This is a genomic window from Sulfurospirillum multivorans DSM 12446, from assembly GCF_000568815.1.
In the GTDB taxonomy this organism is placed as follows: domain Bacteria; phylum Campylobacterota; class Campylobacteria; order Campylobacterales; family Sulfurospirillaceae; genus Sulfurospirillum; species Sulfurospirillum multivorans.
Genome location: NZ_CP007201.1, coordinates 1649934 through 1675072, shown reverse-complemented (window position 1 = coordinate 1675072; position 25139 = coordinate 1649934). Strand labels below are relative to the sequence as shown.

General features: G+C 39.2%; 26 protein-coding genes and 1 pseudogene. 4 read left to right on the top strand and 23 right to left on the bottom strand.

The window, feature by feature from the left end; translation table 11 throughout:
* Positions 1 to 87: 87 nt before the first annotated feature.
* The 15 genes from SMUL_RS08590 to SMUL_RS08520 form a co-directional block, all read right to left on the bottom strand.
* Positions 88 to 4575 (bottom strand): conjugal transfer protein TraG N-terminal domain-containing protein, encoded by a 4488-nt coding sequence (locus SMUL_RS08590; protein ID WP_025344855.1) that lies wholly within the window; start codon positions 4573 to 4575, stop codon positions 88 to 90.
* Positions 4575 to 4928, bottom strand: a complete 354-nt coding sequence (locus SMUL_RS08585; protein WP_148295280.1) for a hypothetical protein — start codon at positions 4926 to 4928, stop codon at positions 4575 to 4577. Before SMUL_RS08585 ends, SMUL_RS08590 begins: the two co-directional genes overlap by 1 nt.
* Before the next feature lie 124 nt (positions 4929 to 5052).
* Entirely contained in the window at positions 5053 to 5607 is a 555-nt protein-coding gene (locus SMUL_RS08580; RefSeq protein ID WP_025344853.1) for a recombinase family protein, read from the bottom strand.
* Between the two features lie 21 nt (positions 5608 to 5628).
* Positions 5629 to 6117 carry a hypothetical protein gene (locus tag SMUL_RS08575; protein WP_025344852.1) on the bottom strand — a complete coding sequence of 163 codons (489 nt, stop codon included), beginning with the start codon at positions 6115 to 6117 and terminating at the stop codon, positions 5629 to 5631.
* Positions 6104 to 6340, bottom strand: coding sequence for a hypothetical protein (locus SMUL_RS08570; protein WP_025344851.1), 237 nt, complete (start codon positions 6338 to 6340; stop codon positions 6104 to 6106). The genes SMUL_RS08575 and SMUL_RS08570 overlap by 14 nt, the downstream gene beginning before the upstream one ends.
* Positions 6337 to 7959: a TraB/VirB10 family protein gene (locus SMUL_RS08565; protein WP_025344850.1), complete on the bottom strand. Its 1623-nt coding sequence runs from the start codon at positions 7957 to 7959 to the stop codon at positions 6337 to 6339. The genes SMUL_RS08570 and SMUL_RS08565 overlap by 4 nt, the downstream gene beginning before the upstream one ends.
* The gene (locus SMUL_RS08560; RefSeq protein WP_025344849.1) at positions 7952 to 8839 is read right to left on the bottom strand and encodes a TraK domain-containing protein; all 888 of its coding nucleotides are present in this window, start codon (positions 8837 to 8839) and stop codon (positions 7952 to 7954) included. Before SMUL_RS08560 ends, SMUL_RS08565 begins: the two co-directional genes overlap by 8 nt.
* On the bottom strand, positions 8805 to 9416 hold the full coding sequence (locus SMUL_RS08555) for a TraE/TraK family type IV conjugative transfer system protein (protein ID WP_025344848.1): 612 nt from the start codon (positions 9414 to 9416) through the stop codon (positions 8805 to 8807). The genes SMUL_RS08560 and SMUL_RS08555 overlap by 35 nt, the downstream gene beginning before the upstream one ends.
* A 12-nt stretch (positions 9417 to 9428) precedes the next feature.
* Positions 9429 to 9785 carry a hypothetical protein gene (locus tag SMUL_RS08550; RefSeq protein ID WP_025344847.1) on the bottom strand — a complete coding sequence of 119 codons (357 nt, stop codon included), beginning with the start codon at positions 9783 to 9785 and terminating at the stop codon, positions 9429 to 9431.
* Between the two features lie 44 nt (positions 9786 to 9829).
* Complete coding sequence (locus SMUL_RS08545) at positions 9830 to 10189, bottom strand: hypothetical protein (RefSeq protein ID WP_025344846.1); 360 nt, start codon at positions 10187 to 10189, stop codon at positions 9830 to 9832.
* A 3-nt stretch (positions 10190 to 10192) separates the two neighbouring features.
* Entirely contained in the window at positions 10193 to 10522 is a 330-nt protein-coding gene (locus SMUL_RS08540; RefSeq protein ID WP_025344845.1) for a heavy metal-binding domain-containing protein, read from the bottom strand.
* Between the two features lie 76 nt (positions 10523 to 10598).
* The gene (locus SMUL_RS08535; protein WP_025344844.1) at positions 10599 to 11501 is read right to left on the bottom strand and encodes a hypothetical protein; all 903 of its coding nucleotides are present in this window, start codon (positions 11499 to 11501) and stop codon (positions 10599 to 10601) included.
* 231 nt (positions 11502 to 11732) lie between these two features.
* Positions 11733 to 12260, bottom strand: a complete 528-nt coding sequence (locus tag SMUL_RS17815; protein ID WP_407701814.1) for a metal-dependent hydrolase — start codon at positions 12258 to 12260, stop codon at positions 11733 to 11735.
* 14 nt (positions 12261 to 12274) lie between these two features.
* Positions 12275 to 12985, bottom strand: coding sequence for an HD domain-containing protein (locus SMUL_RS08525; RefSeq protein WP_025344842.1), 711 nt, complete (start codon positions 12983 to 12985; stop codon positions 12275 to 12277).
* A 2-nt stretch (positions 12986 to 12987) separates the two neighbouring features.
* On the bottom strand, positions 12988 to 13182 hold the full coding sequence (locus tag SMUL_RS08520) for a hypothetical protein (protein WP_025344841.1): 195 nt from the start codon (positions 13180 to 13182) through the stop codon (positions 12988 to 12990).
* Between the two features lie 296 nt (positions 13183 to 13478).
* Here SMUL_RS08520 and SMUL_RS17455 point away from each other — a divergent pair.
* Positions 13479 to 14612 (top strand): annotated as a pseudogene (locus SMUL_RS17455) (FIST signal transduction protein); the annotation flags it as partial.
* Between the two features lie 210 nt (positions 14613 to 14822).
* Positions 14823 to 15479 (top strand): methyl-accepting chemotaxis protein, encoded by a 657-nt coding sequence (locus SMUL_RS17450; RefSeq protein ID WP_322785713.1) that lies wholly within the window; start codon positions 14823 to 14825, stop codon positions 15477 to 15479.
* A gap of 53 nt (positions 15480 to 15532) precedes the next feature.
* Here the strand turns inward: SMUL_RS17450 and SMUL_RS08510 are convergent, their stop codons facing one another.
* Complete coding sequence (locus SMUL_RS08510) at positions 15533 to 15832, bottom strand: hypothetical protein (RefSeq protein WP_025344839.1); 300 nt, start codon at positions 15830 to 15832, stop codon at positions 15533 to 15535.
* Between the two features lie 190 nt (positions 15833 to 16022).
* On the opposite strand from SMUL_RS08510, the gene SMUL_RS08505 reads away from it, so the two are divergent.
* Positions 16023 to 16235, top strand: coding sequence for a hypothetical protein (locus SMUL_RS08505; RefSeq protein ID WP_025344838.1), 213 nt, complete (start codon positions 16023 to 16025; stop codon positions 16233 to 16235).
* A gap of 37 nt (positions 16236 to 16272) precedes the next feature.
* Here SMUL_RS08505 and SMUL_RS08500 read toward each other — a convergent pair whose 3' ends face one another.
* The 5 genes from SMUL_RS08500 to SMUL_RS08480 all read right to left on the bottom strand — a co-directional run bounded on the left by SMUL_RS08500 (position 16273) and on the right by SMUL_RS08480 (position 22354).
* The gene (locus tag SMUL_RS08500; protein ID WP_025344837.1) at positions 16273 to 19299 is read right to left on the bottom strand and encodes an efflux RND transporter permease subunit; all 3027 of its coding nucleotides are present in this window, start codon (positions 19297 to 19299) and stop codon (positions 16273 to 16275) included.
* A 3-nt stretch (positions 19300 to 19302) separates the two neighbouring features.
* On the bottom strand, positions 19303 to 20001 hold the full coding sequence (locus tag SMUL_RS08495) for an efflux RND transporter periplasmic adaptor subunit (protein WP_025344836.1): 699 nt from the start codon (positions 19999 to 20001) through the stop codon (positions 19303 to 19305).
* On the bottom strand, positions 19998 to 21227 hold the full coding sequence (locus SMUL_RS08490) for a TolC family protein (protein WP_025344835.1): 1230 nt from the start codon (positions 21225 to 21227) through the stop codon (positions 19998 to 20000). Before SMUL_RS08490 ends, SMUL_RS08495 begins: the two co-directional genes overlap by 4 nt.
* Positions 21215 to 21838 carry a TetR/AcrR family transcriptional regulator gene (locus SMUL_RS08485; RefSeq protein ID WP_025344834.1) on the bottom strand — a complete coding sequence of 208 codons (624 nt, stop codon included), beginning with the start codon at positions 21836 to 21838 and terminating at the stop codon, positions 21215 to 21217. The genes SMUL_RS08490 and SMUL_RS08485 overlap by 13 nt, the downstream gene beginning before the upstream one ends.
* Before the next feature lie 90 nt (positions 21839 to 21928).
* Positions 21929 to 22354: a CopD family protein gene (locus SMUL_RS08480; protein ID WP_025344833.1), complete on the bottom strand. Its 426-nt coding sequence runs from the start codon at positions 22352 to 22354 to the stop codon at positions 21929 to 21931.
* Between the two features lie 91 nt (positions 22355 to 22445).
* Between SMUL_RS08480 and SMUL_RS08475 the strand changes: the two genes are divergently transcribed.
* On the top strand, positions 22446 to 23477 hold the full coding sequence (locus tag SMUL_RS08475; protein ID WP_025344832.1) for an AraC family transcriptional regulator: 1032 nt from the start codon (positions 22446 to 22448) through the stop codon (positions 23475 to 23477).
* Between the two features lie 43 nt (positions 23478 to 23520).
* Here the strand turns inward: SMUL_RS08475 and SMUL_RS08470 are convergent, their stop codons facing one another.
* Together SMUL_RS08470 and SMUL_RS08465 are read right to left on the bottom strand one after the other, a co-directional pair.
* Positions 23521 to 24045, bottom strand: coding sequence for a hypothetical protein (locus tag SMUL_RS08470; protein WP_025344831.1), 525 nt, complete (start codon positions 24043 to 24045; stop codon positions 23521 to 23523).
* 101 nt (positions 24046 to 24146) lie between these two features.
* Positions 24147 to 25058 carry a glutaminase gene (locus SMUL_RS08465; protein ID WP_025344830.1) on the bottom strand — a complete coding sequence of 304 codons (912 nt, stop codon included), beginning with the start codon at positions 25056 to 25058 and terminating at the stop codon, positions 24147 to 24149.
* Positions 25059 to 25139 lie beyond the last annotated feature (81 nt).

Here is a 25139-nt window from a genome sequence, read left to right as displayed (position 1 = left end):
GAATTTCATTAAATTAAATTCGCTTAAAATAAAGCGTTTTCCGTCAAAGTAGGGTAGAAGTATGTTCTACCCTTAGATTGTGAATTTTTACCGCCTTTCTAAGCGTTTTTGAACGTCTTCCAATGTCTCTTCAATTGAATCAATGGACGAAGTTAATTGGTCTTCAATAATTTCGCGTGTATTTTCAATTTCCATAGCAGACGTTGAAGTGCTAGAACGTAAATTCATTGTTTGCACGGTGCTACGTTGAAAATTTGTGTTCATTTCATTTTTAAGTTGTTCCATATCCGTAGCACTTGCTACACCACCACCACTTTGTCCATCAAAGTTGCTTTTTGCGGCCATTTGTGCAAATTGTTGAGCTTGTGCAGGATTACTCATAAAATCTTGAAAGTTAGAGTAGGGGATACCTGTGTTTTCAGCAAAAGACTGCCCTGGTAAATGGATATCTAAATTGCCTGATTTAGAGTTTTTCATTAAACTCATTTCTCCGCCTCTTGTTTGCATGGTTGCGATAGTGTTTGGTTGCATTTTTTGCAATGCTGATACGTTTTGTTGACTGTTATATTCATCAATTGCTGGAGCAAGTCCTGAATCATTTTGTGCGGCATTTAAGGTCATAACTGGAATATTTTTTATATCTTGTCTTTGAGCGCTCATAGGTTTAAAAGTGTCACTCCCTGCACCAAGAGGCTGACCAATTAATAAATTGCTCATAGGATCTATGGCATTCATTGTGTTTTCGAGTGTTTCTCCAAATTCACCTGCATTTGCAATACCAACTGAAGCAGCAATAGAGGTTAACGCCTGACCTAAAAACCCGAATTTAGAGTGAGATGCTTTTGCATGAATATCTTGGGTTGCAAGATGTTTAGTTGCCTTTACATTCCTATCTGCAATTTCCATGTCATTTTTATGCTCACCCATACGTTTTTCACTCTCAGCAATTTGCTCATCTAATTTATGCGCTCTTGGATGGTCATCATCAATGCGTCCTCTTTGTCCTTTTAAATCATCCAAATTTCGTGATTCTTTGTCAAAAAGCTCTTTACTTGCACCATATTCTTCGGTATAATTTTTTATATCATCGTGAAAGGAGCCACCATGTTGGGAATCTACATCATTGGTTTTGGATTGTTTTGTTTTATCTCCAGCTTTATTTATTTCAGATTTTTTGCCAGATAGCCCTAATTGCCTTCCTAGGGCTATTCCCCCTAATCCAACAGCTGTTCCACCCACTCCTGCAACAATCCCAGTTGGACTTACACCTAAGAAATCAGCTACTTCCGCTAACGTTTCATCTAACGCATTTTGTCTAGTATTTTTAATTAAATTTGCATCTCCTGTGAAATCTGCAAATTCTTGCGCAGTTTCTTTATCTGGCATATTAAATTTACCAGTTGCTTTATCGTAAGATATTTGTTTTCCACTGTGAGCTTGTTGGTGCATATTAAATGCTATGACTTTTTGCAACTTATCACTGCTTATGTCATAGATTGCACCACCTTTTTCAATACTCTGATTATCTACGGTAGTTTTATCCCCTGACGTCAAGCTACTCAATGAAGAAGCTTGAACACTTGCGTTTTCGCCTAATGCCCCTGAAAACACCATGCCGCCAGCAACAAGTGCATTATGAGCGTTCATATTGTTTGCTTTGAGAAATGAAGTGCCACTAATCCAGTTATCAGGATTTGCAACACCATTTTTGTCCACTAATCCAGCTCTCTCGAAATCTGATCTAACCTCGTCATACCTGCCATCTTTTTCTGCTTTTTCTAATGCTTTTTGAATGAAACTTGCTCTATGCTCTTTTGGAGTATTTAATAGACCACCAACATTACCAACACTTTGTTCAGCGCTTACCATTGCGCTGTCTTTTACAAAAGCTTCATATCCACCTACATATTCCTTATCCGCAGTACTCATTGTCGTGGTAAGCGCACTCATATCAGCAGATGCTTTTCGTCTTGATGTATCAATATAACCTTGTGCTCCACCAGCACCTTCAATTGACCCAAATGTTGATGCTGTTTTACCTTGTGCAACGGTATTAGCAACATCACGAATAACATCAGCGAGCTCTTTTCCTGCTTTTTTGGCTTCATCACCATACTGCTTCATCTGTCCTTCAGTATCACCAATGGTTTGAGCTGCTTTAATAGTAGATGCATTCTCTGAAGCTTTGACATACCTATCTTGATTCGCACTTGAAAGCGCACCGACCCCTTTGACCGAAGCAAATTTTGCTTCTTCTGATGTTCCGAGACCTGAAGCGTATTTGTGATTCAATCCTCCACTCGAATCCATGGCAGTTTTGATGTAAGCGGCATCTTTTATCGGCATTTCTGCGGATTGTCCTGCGGCGGCTTTACCTCTGAGTGCAAAGGCATCTTCATCCGTTAGCGCATTACCATTTTTATCAGTATATTTTGCATCTGCCATAGCCGCTAAATTTGCGGAGTCAAACCCTGCTCGTCTACCCATGCTTTTGAGAGCTTTTGAGGTTAATCTTCCATCCGAGCCATTCGCAAGACCTGCATTAACTCGCCCCTCTGTCATTTTGACACCCTCTGCACTTTGCGTATATGCTCCCAACTCTGCTGAAAGCATTATCGAATCTTCTCCAAAGTCTGCTAGAGCGTTTCCCTCTCCTTTAATGCCACCTGAGTGACGTAAACCGCCTGATACACCCGATGATACAAACTCACCCATCGCGGTGTGTGTTCCTAATGTTGCCCCTGCACTGATGCCTTGCATGGTTTGACCTTTAATAGCTAAACCCGCATCAGCTAAGGCATTAGTACCCATTCGCTGAGCACCCCAACTTGAATTTGCGACTTCTGCACCTTTTTTGTACATGCTGTAAAACTCAGAGGCTCCCATACCTGCGGGTGCCGATATGCCTAAATGATCAAGCATCGCTTGATCTTGGAGTTCTCGCTCATAAGCTTCTTGTTTTGATTTTTGTTCAGCAGTGACTTCCTGTGCTGTTCTTGTATCATTACCTTTGTATTTACCCGCGATTGAACCTAATGCGCTCATTGCCATAGATACTTCACCGCTAAATACCATTGCAGGGATTGATAAAATGGCAATTACTCCAAGTGTACCTGCTACACCTGACATCGTTGCCATATAGTTGTAGTAATAAGGAATTGAATCTACTGTCGCAGGGTTTGATCCGAGTGAAGCTATAAAATCCGCGGCATGTTTTGAGGTATATTGATTGACACTTGAATTTACAAGTACGAGCGATATTTTGATGAATTCATAGGTTGTAAGACCTTTTGTGAAGTTTTTCCAAATGACAAAACCTTTTTCATATCCAAATGCTGTAGCCACTATCATCACTAACATGGATATTGAGTAAATGATTCCTAACATGTAGTGGTACCCAAAAGGCAAGACTTCAGATACCCATTTCATCTGTCCTGCACCTTGCATTTGCATTTCAGCCAACGATGCTCCTGCTGTGATTCTATTCGCTAAATCTTGACCTGAAGACATATCGATTGCAGTATTGGCAAATGCTTTACTTAAAGGTGCTCTTGATGCGGCATTGATGATGAAGGCATCCATCTTGCCAATCTCACTGGAGATAACAGTATCGTTGATTGTTCCACCAAGCGTTAAATAGGAGTGTACAACATCAGGTGAATTAAGGTTCCCAGTTAGAACTTTACTTAGCCTTTCTTTTAATTTTGCGGCAATGGTCGAGTAATGAGAAATGACATTATTATTCCAAAAAACATCGCATTGATAGCTTTTTTCACCATTTATTGAGTCGATGAAACTGAGTGTATAAGAACTTCCTGTAATACCTAAACTTGATGGATCAATTGATTTAAAAAGATCCTTTGATGGGTTTTTAAAATTGATGACAAGATCTGGGTTAACATTCAATGCTTGCTTTAAACCACATTGTTCCACATAGGCAGTGAAGGAGCGTACAAAGAGATTTGTGGCTTCATCATTCGATCTATCAAATGAGCTAAATTGTAAAATTTTTATAAGGTCATTAATTGCATTGCCTGATCCAATAGCTGTAGATGAAGCACTAGCCAAATCAGGTTTTAATAATGCTGTTGCATCTTCATAGAGTATCATTAAGCTATCAGTTATTGTTGAGACCGTACTGGTCACTAATGCAATAGGATAGGGGATATTATCAATCTTCGCGTATGTTTGCGCAGGTAATCCAGCGTAGATCGTTTCTGTCCGTAAATCTTCTATGTGCATGGAAGCAGATGGAACTGTAGCCGTTGACATAGTAAGGATGCTTGCTGTTACATAGGTTAAATTTGTGAACAATGGTTTAAATGTTCCAGAGGAACTCATTTTATAGGCAGTGTAAGGCAAGAAAAAAAGCATAAAAAGGGCAATAATCGTTTGTAGCTTGCTACTGGTTGAAACAGCTTGAATTAAAATAAATGCGTTTTCTATACTTTCAATATCCCCATAGACAAAAATACCAAAATCTTTTCGGTACACCGAAGTGCTTGAAGTATCAATGGTGTAAGCACTTGCATTTACAATAAAAAGTGAAACCAAAATGGCAAATTTCATCAACATTATTTACTCCTCATTGTCTCTGGAAAATTGAGATAGTGGTCTGCCCAAGAAGCGATTATTTTTTTGATGACCAGTGAAATAACTGCAAGTGATAACACATAAAAAACCCACATAAAAAAAGTATTTCTAAGTGAGAAAAAAACTGAAAGCAACGCCCCTGTTGTCAGTAAAAGAGCCACAATATAGGTGATCAATGCGACCATTAATACTTTGTCTTTTTTGGGAAGATTTTTTAGAATAGGTAGCGATTGTTTCATCGATTTACGATTCTTCAAATTTATAGCACTAATGAGTGTTTGAAAGGTATCTTCATTAATATAATGAATTGCGCTAATACCTAATGTGACAAACATGAGGAGCTCCATTGGTACATGTGCAAGTAATTTTGTAATACTCGGGATCAATGGTGAGTGTGCCGCAATAAATAAATTTATTAACAACCAAAAGAGAAGGGCGGTAATTAGGAATTTGAACGCTCTATTTACAGAATTCATTTCTTATGTCCTCTAGGATTTCTTCATTGGTACCAGCAAGTTTTTTTACTACCAAAATTGCATGCTTACAAAAGTCAAGTGTTTCATTTGTGATTTGTTGTAAGGGAATAATGGGTATTAGCTTTTCATCACAAAGCGATTTGAGATATTTGAACTCAACAAATCCAATTGAACTCATTGATGAGATAATCATTCGCTCTACGCAACCACTCAGCAATGCTTTAAAGAGCTCATTTGAATTTGCACTTAGTATGGAGTCTATGATGATTTTAAATCTCCAACCATTACCCACACAGAAGTTTTTTAATAAACGCAACTCTTCCTCTGGTGTGAATTCGTTACATGTAACATCACTTAAGTAGATCAAGGTATAAAACTCTTTAGGTTCTCTGCCTAATTCCATCATGACTTTACGATAAGAAAAAAGTTGTGGTTTACCTTGTTGCTTCGGTTCAGGATGAATTTTGTCGCTTTTAACCCAATGCGTGATTGTTGTCCTGTGTACACCAATGGCTTTAGCGAGATCAAGTTTAGTCATTAGTTCTTCCATGTCCGCCTCTTATTTGCCATTTTGAGTGTTTAAAAAGGAGTCAATTTTTTTATCAAACTCCGCTTCGCGCTCTAAGACACGACTCTCAGTGTTAACTTTTTGTTCTGGATCAATGAATTTTGATTCACTAAAATCAACGATAGGCCCTTGATAACTGTATTTTGATTTTTCTTTTGGCAATGAATTCGTCACAACAAAATCAGGTTGCACGGCAAAGAAAAAGACATTATGTTCCTCATTTAAAACATGATTGTTGTCTTTGTAAGAGGTAATACGTGTTTTTAAAACGACTCCCATGTCAATCACCGCACGCTGTGTGGGCGAATTATCTCTCATGACTGGATCATAAACCTTTTTCTCCTCCCTTTCTTGCATAACAACTTTGTATTCAATTGTTGGCTCAGTTTTTTTAGGTGCATCATTTTTTCTGGAGCAACCTGAGATTAAAAGAGGAATTAGGCATATCAAGATGGTTGTTCTTATATTATTTTTTGACATCAAATTCTCCTGCACAATCACATTGAATATTTTGGTAAGCTGTCGATGCAACCTTTTTCTTATTTTTAAAGAGTAAATATGCGTCACCACAAATACCTGCGTCGGAGTAATCGCATCCGTTCTCTTCGCAGTAGCCTTTTTCTTCACCAATGTTGATTATCTTTCCGATACAGCCTGTAAAAAGTAAAGGGATAAATAACAGAGTTAAATAGATTTTTTTCATTGCTCAAATCCTTTGTGTTCAAAATAATCAACATCAAGTGGTGTGTATTCTTCCATGGTTAATTGTTCACCACCTTCAAACCATATTGAGACTTCTCTACCTGCTTTTAATTCAATTGTTGGGTTGAGTTGTTCCAAGATCATTAAATAATAATCACTAAATTTATCAAGCGTTGTTGATGCAGTTTTAGTGGTTCCTTCTGTGAATGAATCTTTTAAATTATCTGCTGTAGTAGTGGATGTTGCACCAGGATAAGTGTAAACAGTGCTACTGCTTTTCGTTGAGTTTTCTAATGCTTTAATCGCGCCTTCTAGTATTGCTAAAGGTACTGCTTTTTCAATAAGTTCACCTTCTTTCGTTACAAGGCGACCTTTTAATCCTTGTTTGCCTGTTTCTCCATTGACCCAACCTTTTACATTGCCGACAAGTTTGTAATATTTTCCATCATTATCTAATGCAGAACAAGAAATTTTAGTAAGTCTAATATCTGCACTAGACGTAGCAAAATTTCCCGTTGCAGCGGCTTGAAGAATACACTCTCTGATATTTGCAGTGTGACCATTTGATATAAGCATTTCACCAGAAGTTGAAAGCCACACAACACGGGTTAGATCATTTCCTTTTTGAAGTGTTGGAACATCTGCACCAGCGACAAGTGTCGCTCTTTGTACACCAGCCATCATGGTCATTTTTGGCATAACAATAGTGGTATTATTGTCTTCTATTGTCATTGTAGAAAAATTAAGAGGTGCAGAATTGTCGTTGATATCATCCTCGACATATTGAGGCTTCTGATTGATTTGAGCTAATTTTTGTTGTATTTGACTTGGTGACATATCTCCTTGTTTCCCCTCCATTTGTGGAAGTGGAGGGAGAGATAGTTTGCTGTAGTCTAAAGAAGAGGTATTAGTGTCTTTTTTTCTTGATTCAATTTGAGCAATTTTTTCTGAAATTGTTAAGTTTTTTTGATCGGTATATTGTTTTGCATCATCACCGATGCTCTTAATCTCATTTTTAATATCAGAGAGGGCATCAGTTATGGTTTGCTTATTTGCCTCTTGTAAAACCACAAGACTTTGTGTCACACTGGCTTTTGTATCATTAAGTTCTGAAGAAATGGTGTTTTGCACTTCATTCATTTTTTTATCAACGTTAGCTTCGACTTTTTTAATATCTTCACCTAATTGATTAATTTGCTGATCTTTGATCTCTTGCCATTTATTTAATGGATTGACTTCAAGTTTGAGTTCTTGAACTTTGGTTTCTACCTCTGGTCGTTTAGAATCACGCCACATGAATAAGCCCCATTTGGCAAATACAAAAATAAGGAAAAGGCCAAAGGAAAGAAACATCATGACACCAAAAATTCTTTGTAATGTTTTTTTTCTAATGTCACTCACTTTTTGATCAAGCGTAGATAATTCAGCTAAAGCATCCATTTCAGAATTTTTATTTTGGTCATTTGGAACAGAGAATTTATTCAGTTTTTTTAATAATTCTAATGCCTTATCTGTGAAGTTCATTAAAGAATTTTTTGTTTGATCGGGATCTGCATTAGGTAAAGTATTTTCATCTACATCTCGATCATAGATAGAACCTTTTTTGAAGGGATTAATCATCTGCTCCCCTTTGTTTCACGATGAATAAGCGCGTGCTTCTTCCTGGTTCTAAGATGTCGTGGACAAAGGTAATACCATAGATTCCTTTTTGTCCTTTAAAGATTCCTGCATCAGTATTGATCGTGTCTTTTGTTGTATTTTGCATAATGTATTCGACACCTGAATAATTCTTGCCTTGGAATTCTTTTATTAAACGAAAATGCAACCCTTGACTCGTAAATTCGCCTTGCTTTGATATAACCTCGTATCCCTTTGGGGGCTCATTGTTGTAAAGTGATTTCGTGATACCTACAACGACTTTATCATGATTGGTTGACTCAAATTTTTGAGCAACATCTTTTTTTGCTTCATAATCTACAAATTTGTAAACACTATCCTGCACATCATCTTTATTTTCTACAACACTTAAGTTGATAATAATGGGGTATTTTTCGTATCCAAAAACAATCAGTTGCGTTTCACCGACTTTGCGAGGATAGAATTTGAAAAAATTTCCTCCTTTTTGCCATTCGATCGGTTTTTTATTGCCATTCATAGGTGGCAATGGTGGCGTGGAAGAAGTTTGCTTTAGCCCATTTGGTGTTGCCTGCATAGGATTTTTTTTATCATCAAGGCTTGGTAATGCGTAATCCTGAGATTCGCTTGAAGAATGATTGTCAGTCAAACCATCTTTATTCGCACTAGCAGATGATAAAGATACAAATGGCGTAAAATCATGGCTTTTTATTTCAAAAGGAAACTCAATAGTGCTAAACTCTTTTAGAGGGAGCAAAAAAGTGATTTTACGCACAATAGGGATGTCCTTAGCCTGAGCTTGACTTGTTATCAAAGCAAGAGCGATAATGCTACTGTAAGCAGTTAGTGCCGAAATCTTCAACATATAAAACTCCATCATCGTATATTTTTAAATCAACCGCAAAATGACATTCTTTTTTGGGCATAGTCTTAGTACCGATTGATATCTGAGAAATGCCGTTATAGATTAGTCTGAATTTATTTTTCTCAAGTTCCTGTGGTTCAGATGCTTGCATAATTGTGAACGTTTGTTTGATCTTGTTGGTAACGATATTTTTTACAAATTCTTGGATTTGGGCATCTTTTTTAATTGCAAGAGAGGGGCGCATCATTTTTTGTAAAATTGCGTATTTGTGTGCTATATCTCCTGCCTCAAAGTTGGTCATTTCATCTGCTAAGTATCTACCCCAAACATCATAGTATGAAGCGTCTGCCCAGTTAAGCCCACGTCTAATTGTGAGATCTTTGGATTGATAAATAGTTGACGGCATTTCAACATTTACAGTGACGGTATCTTTTAAATTTAAGTATCCAATGACAAGTGCGATAATTACGATGATAAAAAAGATACATGTTTTCCATAGTATTTCGTTGACTTCAATTAATGCTGAATTGATGTCTTCGTAATCAGTTCCAGCTTTTATGATAAACCAATTTTTCATTTCTCCTCCTCTCTAATCAGCAAAAAATTTATCACTTCCATGAGGAAGATAATTTTTAGTATCTGCGTGTTTTAATTCAGGCCATTTTTCTTCATCATGATGAAGTTGGTATAGCCCTTTATTGAATAACCAATGTCTTAAATAACCTTTAGATGAATTCTTTTTTGCTTTTACGTAAACATAAACAACAACCCAAGTCACAGCCATAGAGGAAGGCATTAGAAGCAAAATAGGTATTCCACCAAATGTTAATACAGAGTAAAATGCAACAAATACGAAGAGTGTTATACCTACCACATCAATAGTAAACATTGAGAGCATTCTAAAGTCGTTAAAATGCCTTAAAAACTGTACTCGTTTATGTCGCATTTGATCCTCCTAGATAATAAACAAGGGTGTTAACCACCCTTGTTTTACCAACCTGCTGCTGGTTTGATGTTTGTTGAAGTGAAGGCATCGGATACCTCTGGGGCAACACCGATAACAACACATCCAATAATCGCAAAAATAAATGGAAGCCAACGTGACATAATCACGGAAGCAACAATACCCGCAATGAGTAGCCACATGATGATTACTGGGAAGGCATGATCAGAAGCCTCTTGTTTGAAAATACTTTTGAGACTTTCTAATGGGTCAGCCGCAACAAGATCAATGGGTGCAAAAAGAATCAATGCGACGATTCCAAAAACCAAAACTGTCACATTTAAAATTTTTTTATACTCTTCTGCCGGTGTTAAAGAATTTGGTCTGTAAATACATGATGTGCTCATTAGCTACTCCACTTTGGTTTCTTTTAAAGCGACAGCTTCAATCGTAGAAAGAATGTAAACATCACTTCTGATTTCAAACATTTGTGTATTTGTGCGAATCTGTGTGACTGCATCAGCACCCATATCTTTCAATTGTTTGTCAAACGCTTCATCTGCCTTTTGGTTTGCATCGTCAATATGACCTTGGTACATTTCTCTCGTGGTACCGTTTAAACGACCAAACAACTCTTTTATTTTTACACTTAGCTTGACCAGATTTGGTTGCGCTAATTTGTTGACGGCAACATGTCCAATTACTTGGTATCCATCCGTATTGGTAACGACTTTAACCATGAGTGCTCCTTTTTTTATATTGAATTTTTTTTGCTAGTGCTTTTTTATGGAGGTTTAAGAACGTTTCTTAGCGTAATCATAGTGTCGCACCTTGGTCTTCACTTGCCATTTTTCGCACGATTTCAGCAGGTCTCAAATGCTCTTTATCTACAGCACGATGAATTCTTTTTTGTTCTTGTTTGGCTCTTTTATTGACCAAAAAGACCATCAAAATATAAAAAATTCCTGCAAGCAATAACCCGTTAAGAAGATGACTTAAAATGAAATCTAATTTGTCAATAGGCAAGGGTTCAATAAAACGATAAAGAAGCCTTTTGAGTACTTTGTGTGATTCAAGCAATTGAAGTGTTTGTTGTTTTACGATTATCCAATTTATTGCGCTTATTGACCAATAAACTAATACCGTAGTGGCAATGTAGACTAATTCAAAAACCATCCAACTTTTTCTCAAAATGTCAGCGTATCTTTTGGTTTTCGCAGGACCCAAAATAAACTTTCTCATCCTGAATGTGATATACCCTGGAAAGAAACTATGTGAGAGCACAAACAATAAAGCACAGTAGGCACTTAAGATACTTTTCGTAAAAAGCGAGATACCAAGGAAGAGGGCGATACCAACTATTAGAGATAGGACTGAAATGTATATTGTTCGTAAATTCCTAATACCGAGCCATCTAAAATCAACATCAGTTATCAAAGCACTTGTGTTTGCTACAAAATCAACTTTTGATGATGCAACCTGCTGTAGTTGTTGCTCAAGCATTTGAATTGACCAATGCAACATGAAATCTTTAAACCATGAGTTCTCTCGTTGACTGCTTTTATCACCAAGTGTTTCTTTCCAGTAATGATGTGGGTCTTTCGGTACATTTCTTTGGTCTGATCCTGAAAAAATATTTTGTTGTGATTGAGCAATATTGTGACCACCGGAATATTGATGTGTGCTATTGTCGTTTGTATGTCCGCCAGAACTATTCATTATTAGCCTTTACTCTGTTTAAATGAGGTTTTTTAGATACGTTTTTCATGCATTCATGTTCTATTGATTCAGAACACTCTTGAACCAAACTAAGAATCTTTTTTCTAGTTGCAATGTAATTTTCTGGACTTATTTCGCTGTCCTCGAACTTTTTTTGCAATTTATTCATGGCAGACTCCACTAGAATAACTGCCGTAAAAAGTAGGTTTGATTCAGGATTGGCAAGATGTTTCATCGGATTATGTTGAAATAATGGAGTACTAAATATGTGTGTGATGGAAACAGAATAAGCCCAATAAATACATATTCCGTTAAACTGAATGTTCCGAATCGCAAAAATGAAGGAAGCAATGCAATACGCGTATTTGGGAAGAGGGGGAAGAAAAATCCTCTAATTCCTCCGTTGGTTAACATATCACCTAAATCATGCATCAAAATACCGATGCTAAAAGAGTAAAAGAAAAGTTGGGTATAACTATGGGGTTCCACAAAAAAATATGTTAAAGTTAGGCAAAGTATCGGGGTTATGAGATAGTGCGTAAACGTTCTATGCTTGAAAAGAGACGATATAACAACACTGAATAGCTTCAACTTATTCCCAATATAGCTTTCATCTTCGTCAATATCTGGAAAGATTGAGCCAACAATTATTCCGCTTAGGATTATCACAACAGATACAAGTGAGGAGGGCGAGTAAATAGGGTAGTGCTGTTTAACATAAGTTAATGCGCCAAACGTTATGGTTGAAGCTAATAACATGTGCCCTTTTGCTGTCATCGCTTAGCCTTTGAAAATCTTTTTTCAATAGTTCTAGCTGCAATATCAGATTGAATTAGGAATGGTGAATAAATAGTTTGTTCTTTGTTTTTCTCTTCACTGTGATGATTAAAAAGTGTTGTGTAGATTATTTTTTTGAGTTCTTCTGAGAGTCCAAATTTTTCTAAGACATCAATCGCAAATCTAGCACTGGTTTGATCGTGTCTTTCATTTTTGTCTTTAAATCGTTTTTGCACAATTGGAGATTTACCAAAATCGTGCAGTAAGCAGATATTGACAACGATGTCCTTAATGACTTGCGGTTGATCTTTGCATATCTCAAAAGAGCATAATGCGCAATTCAACGTATGATTATGTAAATTAGTCTTAGAAAGAATCTCATAATCAGAGAGAGCGGAGAATTCAGAAATAAGAGTCGTATTATTTGGAACACTTGAAACTCCTTTAAAATTGAACTCATGCATACAGAGCATTAGATATTTTGCAAGATTTGAGAACTCCTCTGTTTTAATTCGAGACAGAATGTAATCTTGATAATCGTCTAATCCATTTTTTCTAATTGGATCTAAGTCTTTTTCTTGGATTACGGGGATTGCGTCCACAATGGATTTCTCAAGACTTTCATTTGTCTTATTAATCGTTCTGAAAATTTCAACTGTTGCAGCAAGTTTCACGTAAAATTCAGGTAGGCTGTTTTTTACTAGCATGGTTATGATGCTTTTTTCTTTAAAACAATAAAGCGTGCCGGGTAGGTTAATAACTCACCATTTTTGTTTATCGTTTCAAATACGTCACCTTTAATAAAGCACTGCTGAATCTGTGTTAAATCAAACGGTAGAACGTTTCGTAATCTTTTAAAGCCAATTGAACTGTAATCACCAAGATTAAGCTCACCATTATGCATGGGAAACTCCTTTTAAGATAGTTTTAGTCTGTTTAAGGTTATGAATATTTTTTGAGGTAAAATAAGTGTTTATTTTGTTTTTGAAGCTATTTTTTAAAGATTTTTCTATTAATGACGACATTGCTTTAACTTTGAAAATTACAGTTTTCAATAATTAATAAAAACGATCGTTACTGAATTGAGATGGTCTATTTGTCAATGTGTGTGTGCAAAAGATGTTTAAGTACATCTTTATGGTTGGTGAGTTAGTATGAATTTACTATGAAAAACATAAGTTATTCTAATAAGGAAGTGCCATGTTTAGTTTTTTTCGTCCATCCGAACAAACAGCCTTTAACGCCTCATCTACGGGTCATGTTATTGTAACTTTAAGTCTTCAAGAACAATCCATTTCCACCGCTTTTAAAACCATTTCGTTTAAACCAAAAGTTGTTTTAGGTTTTGTCTCTCCTTCTTTGGATTTTAACGCGATTGCTTCAAAGCTCAAACAAGCGCTTCCTCCTGAGACAACATTGATTCTCTCAACAACAGCGGGCGAACTGTGTAGCCTCAGTGGCACAAACCCCCTTCCCTCACTCTATTCCTCGGCAGGCGCTGGTGAAGGCGATAACATTGTTTTAATGCTTTTTTCTCCCGAAATGATCAGTGATGTGTATGTTGCTTCAATACCTCTCAAAAGTGAAGATATGGCAACGAGTGGCAAAACAGCGGCGCAACGTTCTGCTTTGATTGCAGAAGAGGTTAAAAAGGTACGTGTGCCTTTTAAAATGCGCTCGGATGATACGCTAGGCTATACGCTCATTGATGGACTCAGTGCGAGTGAGAGTTTTTTTATGGAAGCGGTGTACCATGTGGCGAAATTCCCTTGTTTGCTTATCGGTGGAAGTGCGGGTGGTAAACTGGATTTCCAAAATACCTACATTTACGATGGAACGCGTACCTTAAGGCACCATGCGGTGGTGACGTTTATCAAACTCACGCCGCAGTACCGTTTTGGTGTTTTTAAGAGTCAAAATTTTAGAAAAACGTCTACGTCGTTTACCGTTTTGGATGCCAATCCGATTACGCGTACCGTGCGTGCCTTTCTCGATCGAAGTACGAATATGAGTGTTGGCGGCATCTCTGCGTTAACAACCCATTTTAGATGCTCTGCGAGTGAGCTCAATGCTAAGCTTGCCAATTATACGTTTGGGATTGAAATTGATGGTGAGATCTATATTCGCTCCATTGCATCGCTTGATGTGCCCAATGAGACGATTCATTTTTACTGTGACATCGAAGCGGGTGAAGAGCTTCTTTTGCTTGAAAAAACGGACTTTGTTCAGACCACGAACCATGACTTTGCGCAGTTTTGCCATAACAAGCCCAAAGCTATTGGCGCAATTTTCAATGACTGTATTTTAAGACGTTTGTGCAATACGCGTGAGATCAATCAGCTTTCTGTCTTTAATGAGATTCCTGTGGCTGGTTTTTCGACCTTTGGCGAGCTTTTAGGGGTCAATGTCAACCAAACCTTGACCGCGATCTTTTTCTATCAGGTAGAAGGTGCTAATTTTGAAGATGACTATGTTGATAATTTTGTGCAGAAATACGCTGGATTTAAGAGCTATTTTCTTTTACGAAAGATCAATCGCCAAAATATGGTCGATACCATCAACAAAGCGATGTTGGCTCAAATGAAAGAGAGCATGCCTGTTATTGAGACGATGGGATCAACGCTTCAAAATGCTGTGAGTGCCATCGATGCGATTGAAACGCAACTCTCATCGGTGGAAAAAGAGTTTGTTGTGTTTGCTTCGAGCATGGAAAAAGGGAGTGTTGACAATGCCAATCTTCTCCATGAAGTGGAAAATCTTACCAACAATGTCCGCGATATTCGCGTTGTTTTAAGTGTCATCTCTGACATTGCCGATCAAACCAATTTACTAGCACTCAATGCGGCGATAGAAGCGGCGCGTGCGGGTGAGCATGGACGTGGTTTTGCCGTCGTTGCCGATGAAGTGCGCAAACTTGCAGAACGCACGCAAAAAAGCCTCTCTGAGACCAATGTGTCGGTGAGTACCATCATCCAAGCAGTTGAGAATATCAGCAAAACGATGAGTAGTGTGAGTGGCGGACTTTTAGAAGTCTCCTCCAAAAGCAACGCGCTCTCTTCCGATATGGAAAATTTGGCAGAAAAAAGTCAGATCATATCCAAAGAGCTACGATCGCAATCTCAATTGACCAATGGACTCAAAGCGGAACTTGGCAAACTCAGTGTATATGAAAAAACTCTGAGCATTCTCAACAGCCATTAAACAGGTTCAAAAGGGCATTTTGCGTGCCCTCTTCTGTTTACATGTAATGTTTCTTAGTTAGACTCAATCAGCTTCGTGTATTTGTCTTGAAGTTCGATGTATTTGGCTAAAAGTTTGTGAAATTCGACCTCGTAGTTCATTGTTGTCTCATCGTTTGACTCTGTGGGTGTTTCACTTTTGAGAGGTTTTAAACTTGGAACTGTCTCATCAATGATAAACTCACGCTCTTCGCCCTCCACGTTTTTTTTAATCGTTTTAAGTTTTTTGGCATTGACCAATTTCACAACGCCAAAGGTGCTCATTTTGTATTTTACGGCGTACTGTTGCATCGTTATGAGGTTTTGCTCTAACATACGTTCCCTTTTACATGTAAAAAAATAGTCGTCGATATTGTAATCAATTAGGCTGAAAAAAGAGCCCTCTTCTTTACATGTAAACGCTTTTACATGGCTTAAAGCAAGGATAAAGTATAATAGCGCTTATCGTTACGAAACTCTCAACGATTTTTCTCCAATCACATTTAATTATCATGAAGGACATAGTATGGGTGGATTACTCAACAATAGCGTTAAAATGGAAAATGGTTACAAACTTGCAGGTCTAGCAACACTCCAAAAGCATACCGTTCCTTACGAGGGAAAACAGACCAATGTTGGAGCGGTAAACTCGGATAAAGCAAAACCGAGCGATGCTCAAAAAGCCAAAGCAAAAGCCAAAGCGAAGCAAGTCAAGAAAGATCGCAAACGCAATAAATAAGGCGTAAAGGGGAATTTCACCCCTTTACATGTAACGTTTAAATCGTACCTTTTTCGTACCATTTACGAAGCCACGCATCCATTGGATACATAAACTTATAGATGGCAGGAACGACCAGTAAGGTTAAAACAGTCGAACTTAAAAGTCCACCGATAATGGCAAGTGCCATTGGTGCGTTGGCTTCATGCCCTGCTCCACTGCCAAAAGCGAGTGGCATCATCGCGCCGATCATCGCAAAGGTGGTCATCAAAATCGGTCGAAGACGTTTTTCGCCCGCTTCTAACAGTGCTTCATCGATCGCTTTGCCCTCTTTGATCGCACGGTTTGCAAAGTCAACCACCAAAATGGCATTTTTCCCCACCATTCCCAAAAGCAAGATAATACCAATCATAACAAAAAGACTGAACGTATACCCGCTTAAATAAAGCGCCACCATAATACCCGTTAACGAAAGTGGCATAGAGATCATAATGATAAAAGGCTGAATCAGTGACTCATAGAGTGCGGCTAAGATCAAATAGATCAAAATAACCGCCAAAAGAACCGCGGCACCAAAGGCTGTTGCTGTGTCATTCATGTTTTCAACATCGCCCGTAAAACGGTAGTGATAGCCCTCTGGTAAGATCTCTTTCATCTTCTCTTCGACAAGCGCAACGACTTTATCGAGAGATGTTCCTACGATATTGGCGGTAATTAAGATTTTTCGTTCACGATCAAAACGGTTAATGGACGCTGTGCCTAAACTCTCTTCAAAGGCGATCAACCCTTCAAGTGCCACAAAATCGCCATTCGCATTTTTGACTTGAAGTTTTTTCATATCTTCCAACGACATTCTAAAATCATCCCTAAAACGAATCGTAATGTCAAATTGCTTGCCATTGTCCTCATAGTACGAGATGGCGCTATCGCTTGAGTACGCTGAGCCTAAAACAGCGGCGATCTCTTTGACACTCACGCCGACTCTTTGGGCATTTTCCCTAAGTATGCTTATTTTCATCTCAGGCTTGCCACTCTCGTAGTCTTGATCGACATCGACAATGCCCGGATTGGATTTTAAAAACTCCATCAGTTTCGTAGACGTTTCATCCAAGACTTCAAAACGATCACCCGTGAGAACGATTTGCAGCGGTGCGGTGGTGCCACCTGTGTTGAAATCATCGACTTTTTCAACTGCAATAACCAAATCTTTGGCATTTTTCATCTTGTTGCGGTACTGCTCGATCAGCGTAAGTTGTGAAATCGTGCGCTCTTTAACCGGTTTTAGCTTCACGTAAATACGTGCCTTATGGATACTTTGCGCAGAATCATACCCAATAGAGACAATAGAATATTCGATAGAAGCATCTCCTTTAAGCATCTCATCAATCGGAATCACTTTTTGTTTCATTGTCTCAAGATTGATACCTACAGGACCTTTAATGGTGATCTGAAATTCGCTGTTGTCTTGCATCGGAAGAAAGTCCATGCCCACTTTGAGTGTCATCGAGGCAATCAAAAATCCAAATGTTACCAAAACCGTCAGCGTTTTAAAGCGAAGCAGTGGTTTTAAAAGTGCCACATACCCTTTATCGACTGCTTTTAAGATGGGCTCTGTGGCATGGTAAAATTTACTCTCTTTGGCATTTAAAAGACGCGCTGCAATAGAGGGAACAAACATAACCGCCACCAGATACGAGATGACAATACCCGAAGCCACGGTCATCGCAAAGGAGTTAAAGAACATACCCACGATGCCATCCATAAACGCGACAGGAATAAATACCGCTAAAAGTACGGAAGAGATCGCCAAAATGGAAAATGCCACCTCTTTAATACCCTCAAACGAGGCTTCAAAAGGTTTCATGCCCTCTTCCATCTTTTTCATAATATTTTCAATCACAACGATCGCGTCATCGATGAAGATACCAATGGCAAGGGTGAGACCAATGAGTGTCAGACGGTTAAGATCGTATCCTAACGCGTTCATAATCGCAAACGTACCAATGACCGACGTAGGAATGGCAAGTGCGGAGACAATTGTAGCCGTTACATTGCGTAAAAAGGCAAAAACGATGATAATCGATAAAAAAGCACCAAAAATAAGGTCAAAGCGTACATTGTCGATGTTGACCATAATTTTTTCAGACTGATCTTGCAATATCTTAATTTCGTTGCTTTTCCCTGCAAGAAGCTGCAAATCAGGCATGATTTTTTTAACGCCTGTGATGATGTTGAGCACATTTTCACCTGCGATTTTTTTAACTTCGAGCGTAACCCCTCTTTGTCCGTTGTAGGAAGAAAAACTTTTCGCATCGCTGAGCCCATCGACGATAGTTGCTATATCTTTGAGACGAACGCCTGGTTTGACCAAAAGATTCTCAATCTCTTGAATATTTTCCGCGTCGCCTTCAGCTTTGATGATGATCTCTTGATCTTTGTTGATCATCTTTCCAGCACCTTGCTTCACATTTTGCACCGAAACAATGCCACTAAGATCGGAGGCACTGAGGTTGTATTTGTTCAGCAAAAAAGGATCAAGAAAGATGCGAATTTCGCGCTCTTGAAAACCGATGATGTTGACTTCACCGACACCTTTAACCCTCTGGAGTTTTGGTTTGAGCTTTTCATCGGCAAGCCGCATCAAAGCGATGTCATTTTTACCATCACTCGCCACAAAAAGGTTTATAACACCACCCGTTGCACCGAGTTTTTTAACCACAGGTTTTTCAACTTCACTGGGAAGATTGAGTGCGCCGATTTTATCGCGGACATCGTTGGTTGCGATATCGATATTTTTGGTCAGCTTAAACTGAATCGTAACAACACTAAAGCCTTCATAACTGGTCGACATAAGCTTGTCGATGCCATCCACGCCAGAAACTGCTTCTTCGATCTTGTCGGTGACTTTGGTCTCGACCGTGGAAGGATCAGCGCCATTGTAAATAGTCTGAACCGTGACAATTGGAAAGTCAACATTAGGGTAAAGGTTGATGGGCATCGTGTTGTAGGACATCAAACCAAAGACGATGAAGGTTAAAACCCCCATTAGGGTCGTAATGGGACGGTTGATCGCTAATTTATACATTGCTTATTCCACACTGATCGTGCCGTTGCCAAATAGACCTGGCATCAGATCGACCGCTTTGACTTCGGCTTGCATTTCACGCGTACTGGCTATAATGGTTGGGTAGATTTTACTGATGACCCCTTCATGTTTTTTATCGCTACCATCAACTTTATAGGTAAATTTTTGCCCTACTTTGATTTGGGTCCAGTACTTTTCATCGAATTTAAGCACAAGCTTGACATCGTGGGTACTTTCAACGCTCAAAAGTTTGGTTTGTGAACCTAGGACGATGTTGCCAAGTTCCGTGTTTTTCTTACTCACCACCAAATCATACGGAGCGCGAAGTTCTGTTTTTTTGAAGATAATCTCTTTGTTTTGGGCGTTCAAGAGCTGAATGTCTCTATCATAGAGGTAATTTTCCATCTTCTCTTTGTCGATGACATCTGCTATCTTGGCGTAGCGTTCGTATGTTTTAACCGAATGTTCTGCATTTTTACGAGCACTTTCATACTCATTTTTCTCTTGTGCATTATTTAAAGCAAGGAGCAAATCACCTTTTTTGACACGGTCGCCAACGTTTACATGTAAAGCACCTACAACGCCTGAAATGGAAAGACCAAGCTCGGAACTTTTCTCGCTGACAACATCAAACGTTGCATAAACTTCCCCTGCAATGAGGGCTTGAAACATAAACAGAGTAGTGATTAAAATTTTTTTCATTGGATGGCTCCTTTTATCTCTTTACCCATTTCGTAGAGTAAGACGGCTTTTTGGTATTCCACTTCATTCAAGGCTGTTTGAAGCTGGGATTTGGCATTGAATTTATCGCTAAGGGCGTCAAGATACGTGACGTTGTTGACGATACCTTGTTGAAATTTCTTTTTGACGAGTTCGTAGGTCATTTCAGATGCGGTGAGTTTTGCATGAGCTGCTTCAATTTTTGCAAGCGCTGTTTTATAGCTGTTTTGAGCACTTTTAAAACTCGCTTTGGCTTTGGCTTTTTCATACGCCAAATCACTGTTTTTGGAAAGGTACGTCTTTTGTGCCGCTTGATAACTCGCGGAAGTGGAACCAAAGTCAAAAATCTTCCATTGCATGGAAAGTTGCACGGTGTTTTGACGATCGGCGTTTGAGTCCCATGCAGGGTTGGCGTAGTCGTATTTAAAACGTGAGTAGGTGTCTTCTATTTTGATGGTTGGAAGATGTGGCGCTTTGGCGACGTTGGCTTCGGCTTTGGCACTTTGCGCACTCTGTTCTAATGCCAAAATATCAAAACGTGTGGCATCTTCCACTTTTCCTTCTTGAAAGGCTATGATAGAGCCTGATTCTACACTTACCTCTTTACCTGTGAGGTATTCAAGGGTGTTTGAGATGTTATTGAGCGTGTTGTCTAGGGTTAAAAGATCGACCTTGGTTTGCTCGATGGTTGAGATGATCTTTTGAAGCTCATCGGCGGTTGCACTGCCAACAGAGAGGTATTTGTCAAGTCGGTAACGCTCCGCTTCAAGCTGTTCCATCTTTTGCAAGGTTGATTCTCTGCTAGCCAGTGTGCTGATGTAGTTGTAATAATAATAGATGACGTTCAAAGAGACATCATTTTGCACCGATGAGAGTGAAAACGTAGCGGATTTAACAAGGGCTTGTTGTTGGTCAAACAGTGCTTCACGCTTCCCACCATCGTAAATGGTAAAGGAGAGTGTGGCAGAACCTGTCCTGCTACGCTCTGGATAAAGTATGCTCTCTTCTTGGTTGTAGGTTTGATTTGCCCCTAAACTGAGGCTGGGCATATAACCACTTTTCGTGGCATACTCTTTTTCTTTTGCCGCTTCTAAGCTATAACGTGAAGCTTCCACGTGTTTGTTTTGTTCTGCAAGGCTTACGAGTTCAGGTAAATTTCCCGCAAAAACAAACAGTGGAAAGAGGCATAAAAGGGTTAGTTTTTGCATGGTTCTTTCCTTAGGTATTGATCGAGTAAAAAGGCAATATGTTGGGTTAAATGTAATTGTGTTTGTTCAAAATTAAAATTGTTCATTTTGGATCGAATGACAACACCTTCCATGAAAATAATAATGGTATTGGTGAGTTTGTCCACATCGTGTACTTCAAGCTCTCCTTTGGCAATACCCTCTTGAATACACTGAAAGATAATGTCGTAATCTCTTTGACAAATCGTTGCAAAATAATTGGTGTAAAGCCCTGTTTTATCAATGAGCATGGTACTTAGGAAGTGTTGGTAAAGGGTCAAGAGGTCTTCTTTGTCGTGTTCTTCTTTGCATTCACTGAAATTAAAAAGCTCCAAGATTTTCTCTTTAGCGCTCATTGTTTCGGTAATACGTGCTTGAAATGTCTCTTGGTGACGTGAGGCTAACATGTCCCAAATAGCAAAAATAATCTCCTCTTTATTTTTAAAGTAGAGATAGATCGTTCCTTTGGCAACACCCGCACTTTTGGCAATCTCTTCGATGCTGGTCTGTGCAATGCCTTTTCGTGCAAATAATTCAATCGATGCGCTGGCAATATCGAGTCGTTTTTCTTCTTTGTCTATAATACGTGCCATCTACTCCCTTTCAATAATGACTGACGGTCATTCATTTTTGAAATACTACATTTTTTAAAGAAGATTGTCAATGGAATTTCAAGCCATTTTTTAAAATGGCTTGATGATCGTAAGAAGTATAATGAGTGCTGTCGTAATCTCAGGAATCACTCGAAAAACCCTGAAAAAGAGCAGGTTTTGAGAGACGCCCTCTTTGGTAAATTGCGTGATGAATTTCTTACATGTAAAGTGATAAACGACCATACATGCCGCCAACGTAAGCTTTAGATGCAACCACCCTCCACTTTTGAGCAGATAAGGATTGAGGTAGAGTAAGATAAGCCCAAACTTGATCGATAAGATCATCGCAATGGTTCCCACTTTGTAAAGACTGCTCTCTTGTACGGCAATTTGTGCCTGTGCATCATGGGTTGCCGTGATGTGGTAGACAAAGAGTTTGGGAAGATACACAAGCATGATCATCCATGTCGCGATGGAGATAACGTGAAATGCGAGTACAACGCTGTAGGTATCCATTTTGGTTCCTTATTAAGCAGGGTTAATGCTCGTTAGTATATAATCTGCCCAGAAATTTCCAGTGACATTTTACGACTCAAGGGATGACATTTTGCGACTCGATGACTTTAAGCAGGCTCCTGCGGAAGCGTTTTTGGTGATTCTCTCTTTTTTAACCAAGAACTATGCGTATGATGCAACAGCGTTTATGAAGGCGCGCGACATCACTCTGCAATCCTTACATGTAAAAGGTGGTAAGATCAGAGCGTCGTATCTTCATGAACTGATCGAAGAAGCGATCGCACGCTCAGGCGATGCGGGATTACTCTTTAAATTTGCCGAGTCCGTTACGCCTAGTAATCTGGGTGTTTTGGGCTATTTGATGCTGCATTCGCGCACGGTTGAAGAGGCGATCATTAAGTTGTGTCGTTACTATCCGCTCATCGGAAAAACGCTCAAACCTCTTTTTGTGGCTGAAAAAGAAGGGGCAAAACTCACGCTTTTCATTCACAAAGAGGGAGAGATGACGCATCTTGAAAAGTACAGTGCCGAGATTCATTTAAGTGCCCTGCTCCATCTCATTAACAAAATCATCCCCAATCCTATTTTCCCAAAACAGACAACTTTTCGGCATGCAAAACCTTTACATGTAAAAGCCTATCAGAGCATATTTGGTGAGACAATTCTCTTTGATGAGGTCGAAAACGCCCTCTTTTTTGATAAAACACAATTGGCGATGCAAACCAGTTATGACAATCCGTATCTGCTCAGCGTCTTTGAAAAAGAGGCGGAACAAAGTTTGGGAATGAGCGTACACGGAAGCCTCAAAGATCAAGTCTTAGGTTACATTCTCATCGCCACAGGAGAGCTCGACGTCTCATTAGAGAGCGTAGCACGCAAAATCGGCATGCACCCACGAACCCTTCAAAAAAAGCTCAAAGAAGAAGGAGTCAGTTTTGTAGCGCTTTTAGGTGAAGTACGTCAAAAGCTAGCAACACACTACCTCCAAAAAGGACTGGACACCCCCACCATCGCGTCCTACCTAGGCTACGCCGAACCCAGCCCCTTTTTACGGGCGTTTAAGAAGTGGTATGGGGTAAGCCCGAAGGTTTGGTTGGGGTTATATGTAAAGAGAGAGTTATAAGAGGCAAAATTAAAAGTTTAGTTCTTTTTTACTTTGGTTGATCTTATATGAACTCTGGACGTATTTGACGAATTGCTCTGGACACATCATTAATTACTTTGCCACAATGCTGGACGAACATATCGTTAACTTCAATCAATGTCGATACCTCCGATACGTCACCTTCGGAAAAGAAAAATTCGTCAGGTAGTTTTATTCTGAAAGGTAACGTATTAGCCTTTGCTATGAGCGTATCATAACTGCGACCGCGTCCATGTTTGAGTACGTTGATAGCTAGAATAAGATTATCAAAGCACTCTTTCAGATCTGTTTTCCCTTCATTGTCTAAGATTTTTTTAGCCTCTCCAAATCCATCGGTACAATCTAACCCTTCTTGCAAGTTAGCTTCAAAAATAGAGAACATACCGACTGCCAAAATCACTTTTTGTAGCTGTATCATCTGAAGAGTTTTTACTAAAGAAGTAGCGCCATTCGTTTGTAACGCTTCAATGGTTCGTTCGTTCGTATCACTTAAGGTTTTAAGGGTAAAGATTGCGCATCTATTTACAAGTTCGGTAAAGCTGTGCATAGTATAAGTCTCCAGAAGAGTTAAGGCTGAATTTTAATTTTATTTACATGTAAAGATTTTTTTCTTACTTTCACCAAATTATTGTATCAAAAATCAAACCACTAAAAGATCGAAAGCTTCGTTTTAGTGGTAAAAAGCTCTAACGCTTTCGTGCCTGCAAACGAGTTGCCTTTTTCATTGAGCCGTGGCGACCAGACGCAGAGGCTGAATTTGCCAGGGAGTGTGGCTAAGATGCCTCCTCCGACGCCACTTTTGGCGGGCAATCCCACACGGAAATCTCCGACTGAGTCGTACGTGCCACAGGTTAGCATAAGCGCGTTGATGCGCTTGGTTTGGCGTGCGTTTAAGATGGGTGTATTGCTCCAATGTTGAATGCCGCCGTTGGCTAAAAAGAGTGCCGATTTGGCTAATTCTTGGGTATTCATGGCGATGGAGCAGTGATGAAAGTAGGCATTCAGCACACGTGAGGGTTCATGTTCTAGGTTGTTAAAGCTTTTGAGAAAGTTTGCCATGGCGTGGTTGCGAAAACCTGTTTGTGCCTCGGACTTTGCCACGCTAAAATCAAAATTGATGTCATCTTTTGCGCACAGTGTGCGAATAAACTCCAAAACACTCTGGTGCGCGTCTTGAAGGTGGCTTAAAATGACATCGGTGACGACAAGGGCGCCTGCATTGATAAAAGGATTGCGGGGGATGCCATGTTCGTATTCGAGCTGGACGAGTGAATTAAAAGGCGTGCCCGAAGGCTCTTTACCGATGCGCTCCCAAAGCGAATCATTCGCTAATTGCATCGCCAAAGTGAGCGTAAAAAGCTTGGAAATACTCTGAATCGAAAAGCGTTTTTCATACGCTCCCACATGAAACTCTCTTCCATCAACGCACATAAGCGACATCGCAAAGGAACTAGGCTCAACGCGCGCAAGCTCAGGAATGTACGAAGCCACCCTTCCCTCACCTAAATATGGCGTGATCTCATGCAAAATTTCGTCAAGAATCGCTTGATACTCTAACATCACATCGCCCTATTTTTTAAGATACACTATTATAGCAAGTGAGAATCGCTTTACATGTAAAATATTGTGAGCGTTTAATAA

What these genes read in the sequence shown, in the direction of transcription:
- SMUL_RS08590 (WP_025344855.1), bottom strand. Translation starts at nt 4,575, where the DNA reads ATGTTGATGAAATTTGCCATTTTGGTTTCACTTTTTATTGTAAATGCA.
- SMUL_RS08585 (WP_148295280.1), bottom strand. Translation starts at nt 4,928, where the DNA reads ATGTTTGTCACATTAGGTATTAGCGCAATTCATTATATTAATGAAGAT.
- SMUL_RS08580 (WP_025344853.1), bottom strand. Translation starts at nt 5,607, where the DNA reads ATGACTAAACTTGATCTCGCTAAAGCCATTGGTGTACACAGGACAACA.
- SMUL_RS08575 (WP_025344852.1), bottom strand. Translation starts at nt 6,117, where the DNA reads ATGTCAAAAAATAATATAAGAACAACCATCTTGATATGCCTAATTCCT.
- SMUL_RS08570 (WP_025344851.1), bottom strand. Translation starts at nt 6,340, where the DNA reads ATGAAAAAAATCTATTTAACTCTGTTATTTATCCCTTTACTTTTTACA.
- SMUL_RS08565 (WP_025344850.1), bottom strand. Translation starts at nt 7,959, where the DNA reads ATGATTAATCCCTTCAAAAAAGGTTCTATCTATGATCGAGATGTAGAT.
- SMUL_RS08560 (WP_025344849.1), bottom strand. Translation starts at nt 8,839, where the DNA reads ATGTTGAAGATTTCGGCACTAACTGCTTACAGTAGCATTATCGCTCTT.
- SMUL_RS08555 (WP_025344848.1), bottom strand. Translation starts at nt 9,416, where the DNA reads ATGAAAAATTGGTTTATCATAAAAGCTGGAACTGATTACGAAGACATC.
- SMUL_RS08550 (WP_025344847.1), bottom strand. Translation starts at nt 9,785, where the DNA reads ATGCGACATAAACGAGTACAGTTTTTAAGGCATTTTAACGACTTTAGA.
- SMUL_RS08545 (WP_025344846.1), bottom strand. Translation starts at nt 10,189, where the DNA reads ATGAGCACATCATGTATTTACAGACCAAATTCTTTAACACCGGCAGAA.
- SMUL_RS08540 (WP_025344845.1), bottom strand. Translation starts at nt 10,522, where the DNA reads ATGGTTAAAGTCGTTACCAATACGGATGGATACCAAGTAATTGGACAT.
- SMUL_RS08535 (WP_025344844.1), bottom strand. Translation starts at nt 11,501, where the DNA reads ATGAATAGTTCTGGCGGACATACAAACGACAATAGCACACATCAATAT.
- SMUL_RS17815 (WP_407701814.1), bottom strand. Translation starts at nt 12,260, where the DNA reads ATGTTATTAGCTTCAACCATAACGTTTGGCGCATTAACTTATGTTAAA.
- SMUL_RS08525 (WP_025344842.1), bottom strand. Translation starts at nt 12,985, where the DNA reads ATGCTAGTAAAAAACAGCCTACCTGAATTTTACGTGAAACTTGCTGCA.
- SMUL_RS08520 (WP_025344841.1), bottom strand. Translation starts at nt 13,182, where the DNA reads ATGCATAATGGTGAGCTTAATCTTGGTGATTACAGTTCAATTGGCTTT.
- SMUL_RS17450 (WP_322785713.1), top strand. Translation starts at nt 14,823, where the DNA reads ATGGTCGATACCATCAACAAAGCGATGTTGGCTCAAATGAAAGAGAGC.
- SMUL_RS08510 (WP_025344839.1), bottom strand. Translation starts at nt 15,832, where the DNA reads ATGTTAGAGCAAAACCTCATAACGATGCAACAGTACGCCGTAAAATAC.
- SMUL_RS08505 (WP_025344838.1), top strand. Translation starts at nt 16,023, where the DNA reads ATGGGTGGATTACTCAACAATAGCGTTAAAATGGAAAATGGTTACAAA.
- SMUL_RS08500 (WP_025344837.1), bottom strand. Translation starts at nt 19,299, where the DNA reads ATGTATAAATTAGCGATCAACCGTCCCATTACGACCCTAATGGGGGTT.
- SMUL_RS08495 (WP_025344836.1), bottom strand. Translation starts at nt 20,001, where the DNA reads ATGAAAAAAATTTTAATCACTACTCTGTTTATGTTTCAAGCCCTCATT.
- SMUL_RS08490 (WP_025344835.1), bottom strand. Translation starts at nt 21,227, where the DNA reads ATGCAAAAACTAACCCTTTTATGCCTCTTTCCACTGTTTGTTTTTGCG.
- SMUL_RS08485 (WP_025344834.1), bottom strand. Translation starts at nt 21,838, where the DNA reads ATGGCACGTATTATAGACAAAGAAGAAAAACGACTCGATATTGCCAGC.
- SMUL_RS08480 (WP_025344833.1), bottom strand. Translation starts at nt 22,354, where the DNA reads ATGGATACCTACAGCGTTGTACTCGCATTTCACGTTATCTCCATCGCG.
- SMUL_RS08470 (WP_025344831.1), bottom strand. Translation starts at nt 24,045, where the DNA reads ATGCACAGCTTTACCGAACTTGTAAATAGATGCGCAATCTTTACCCTT.
- SMUL_RS08465 (WP_025344830.1), bottom strand. Translation starts at nt 25,058, where the DNA reads ATGTTAGAGTATCAAGCGATTCTTGACGAAATTTTGCATGAGATCACG.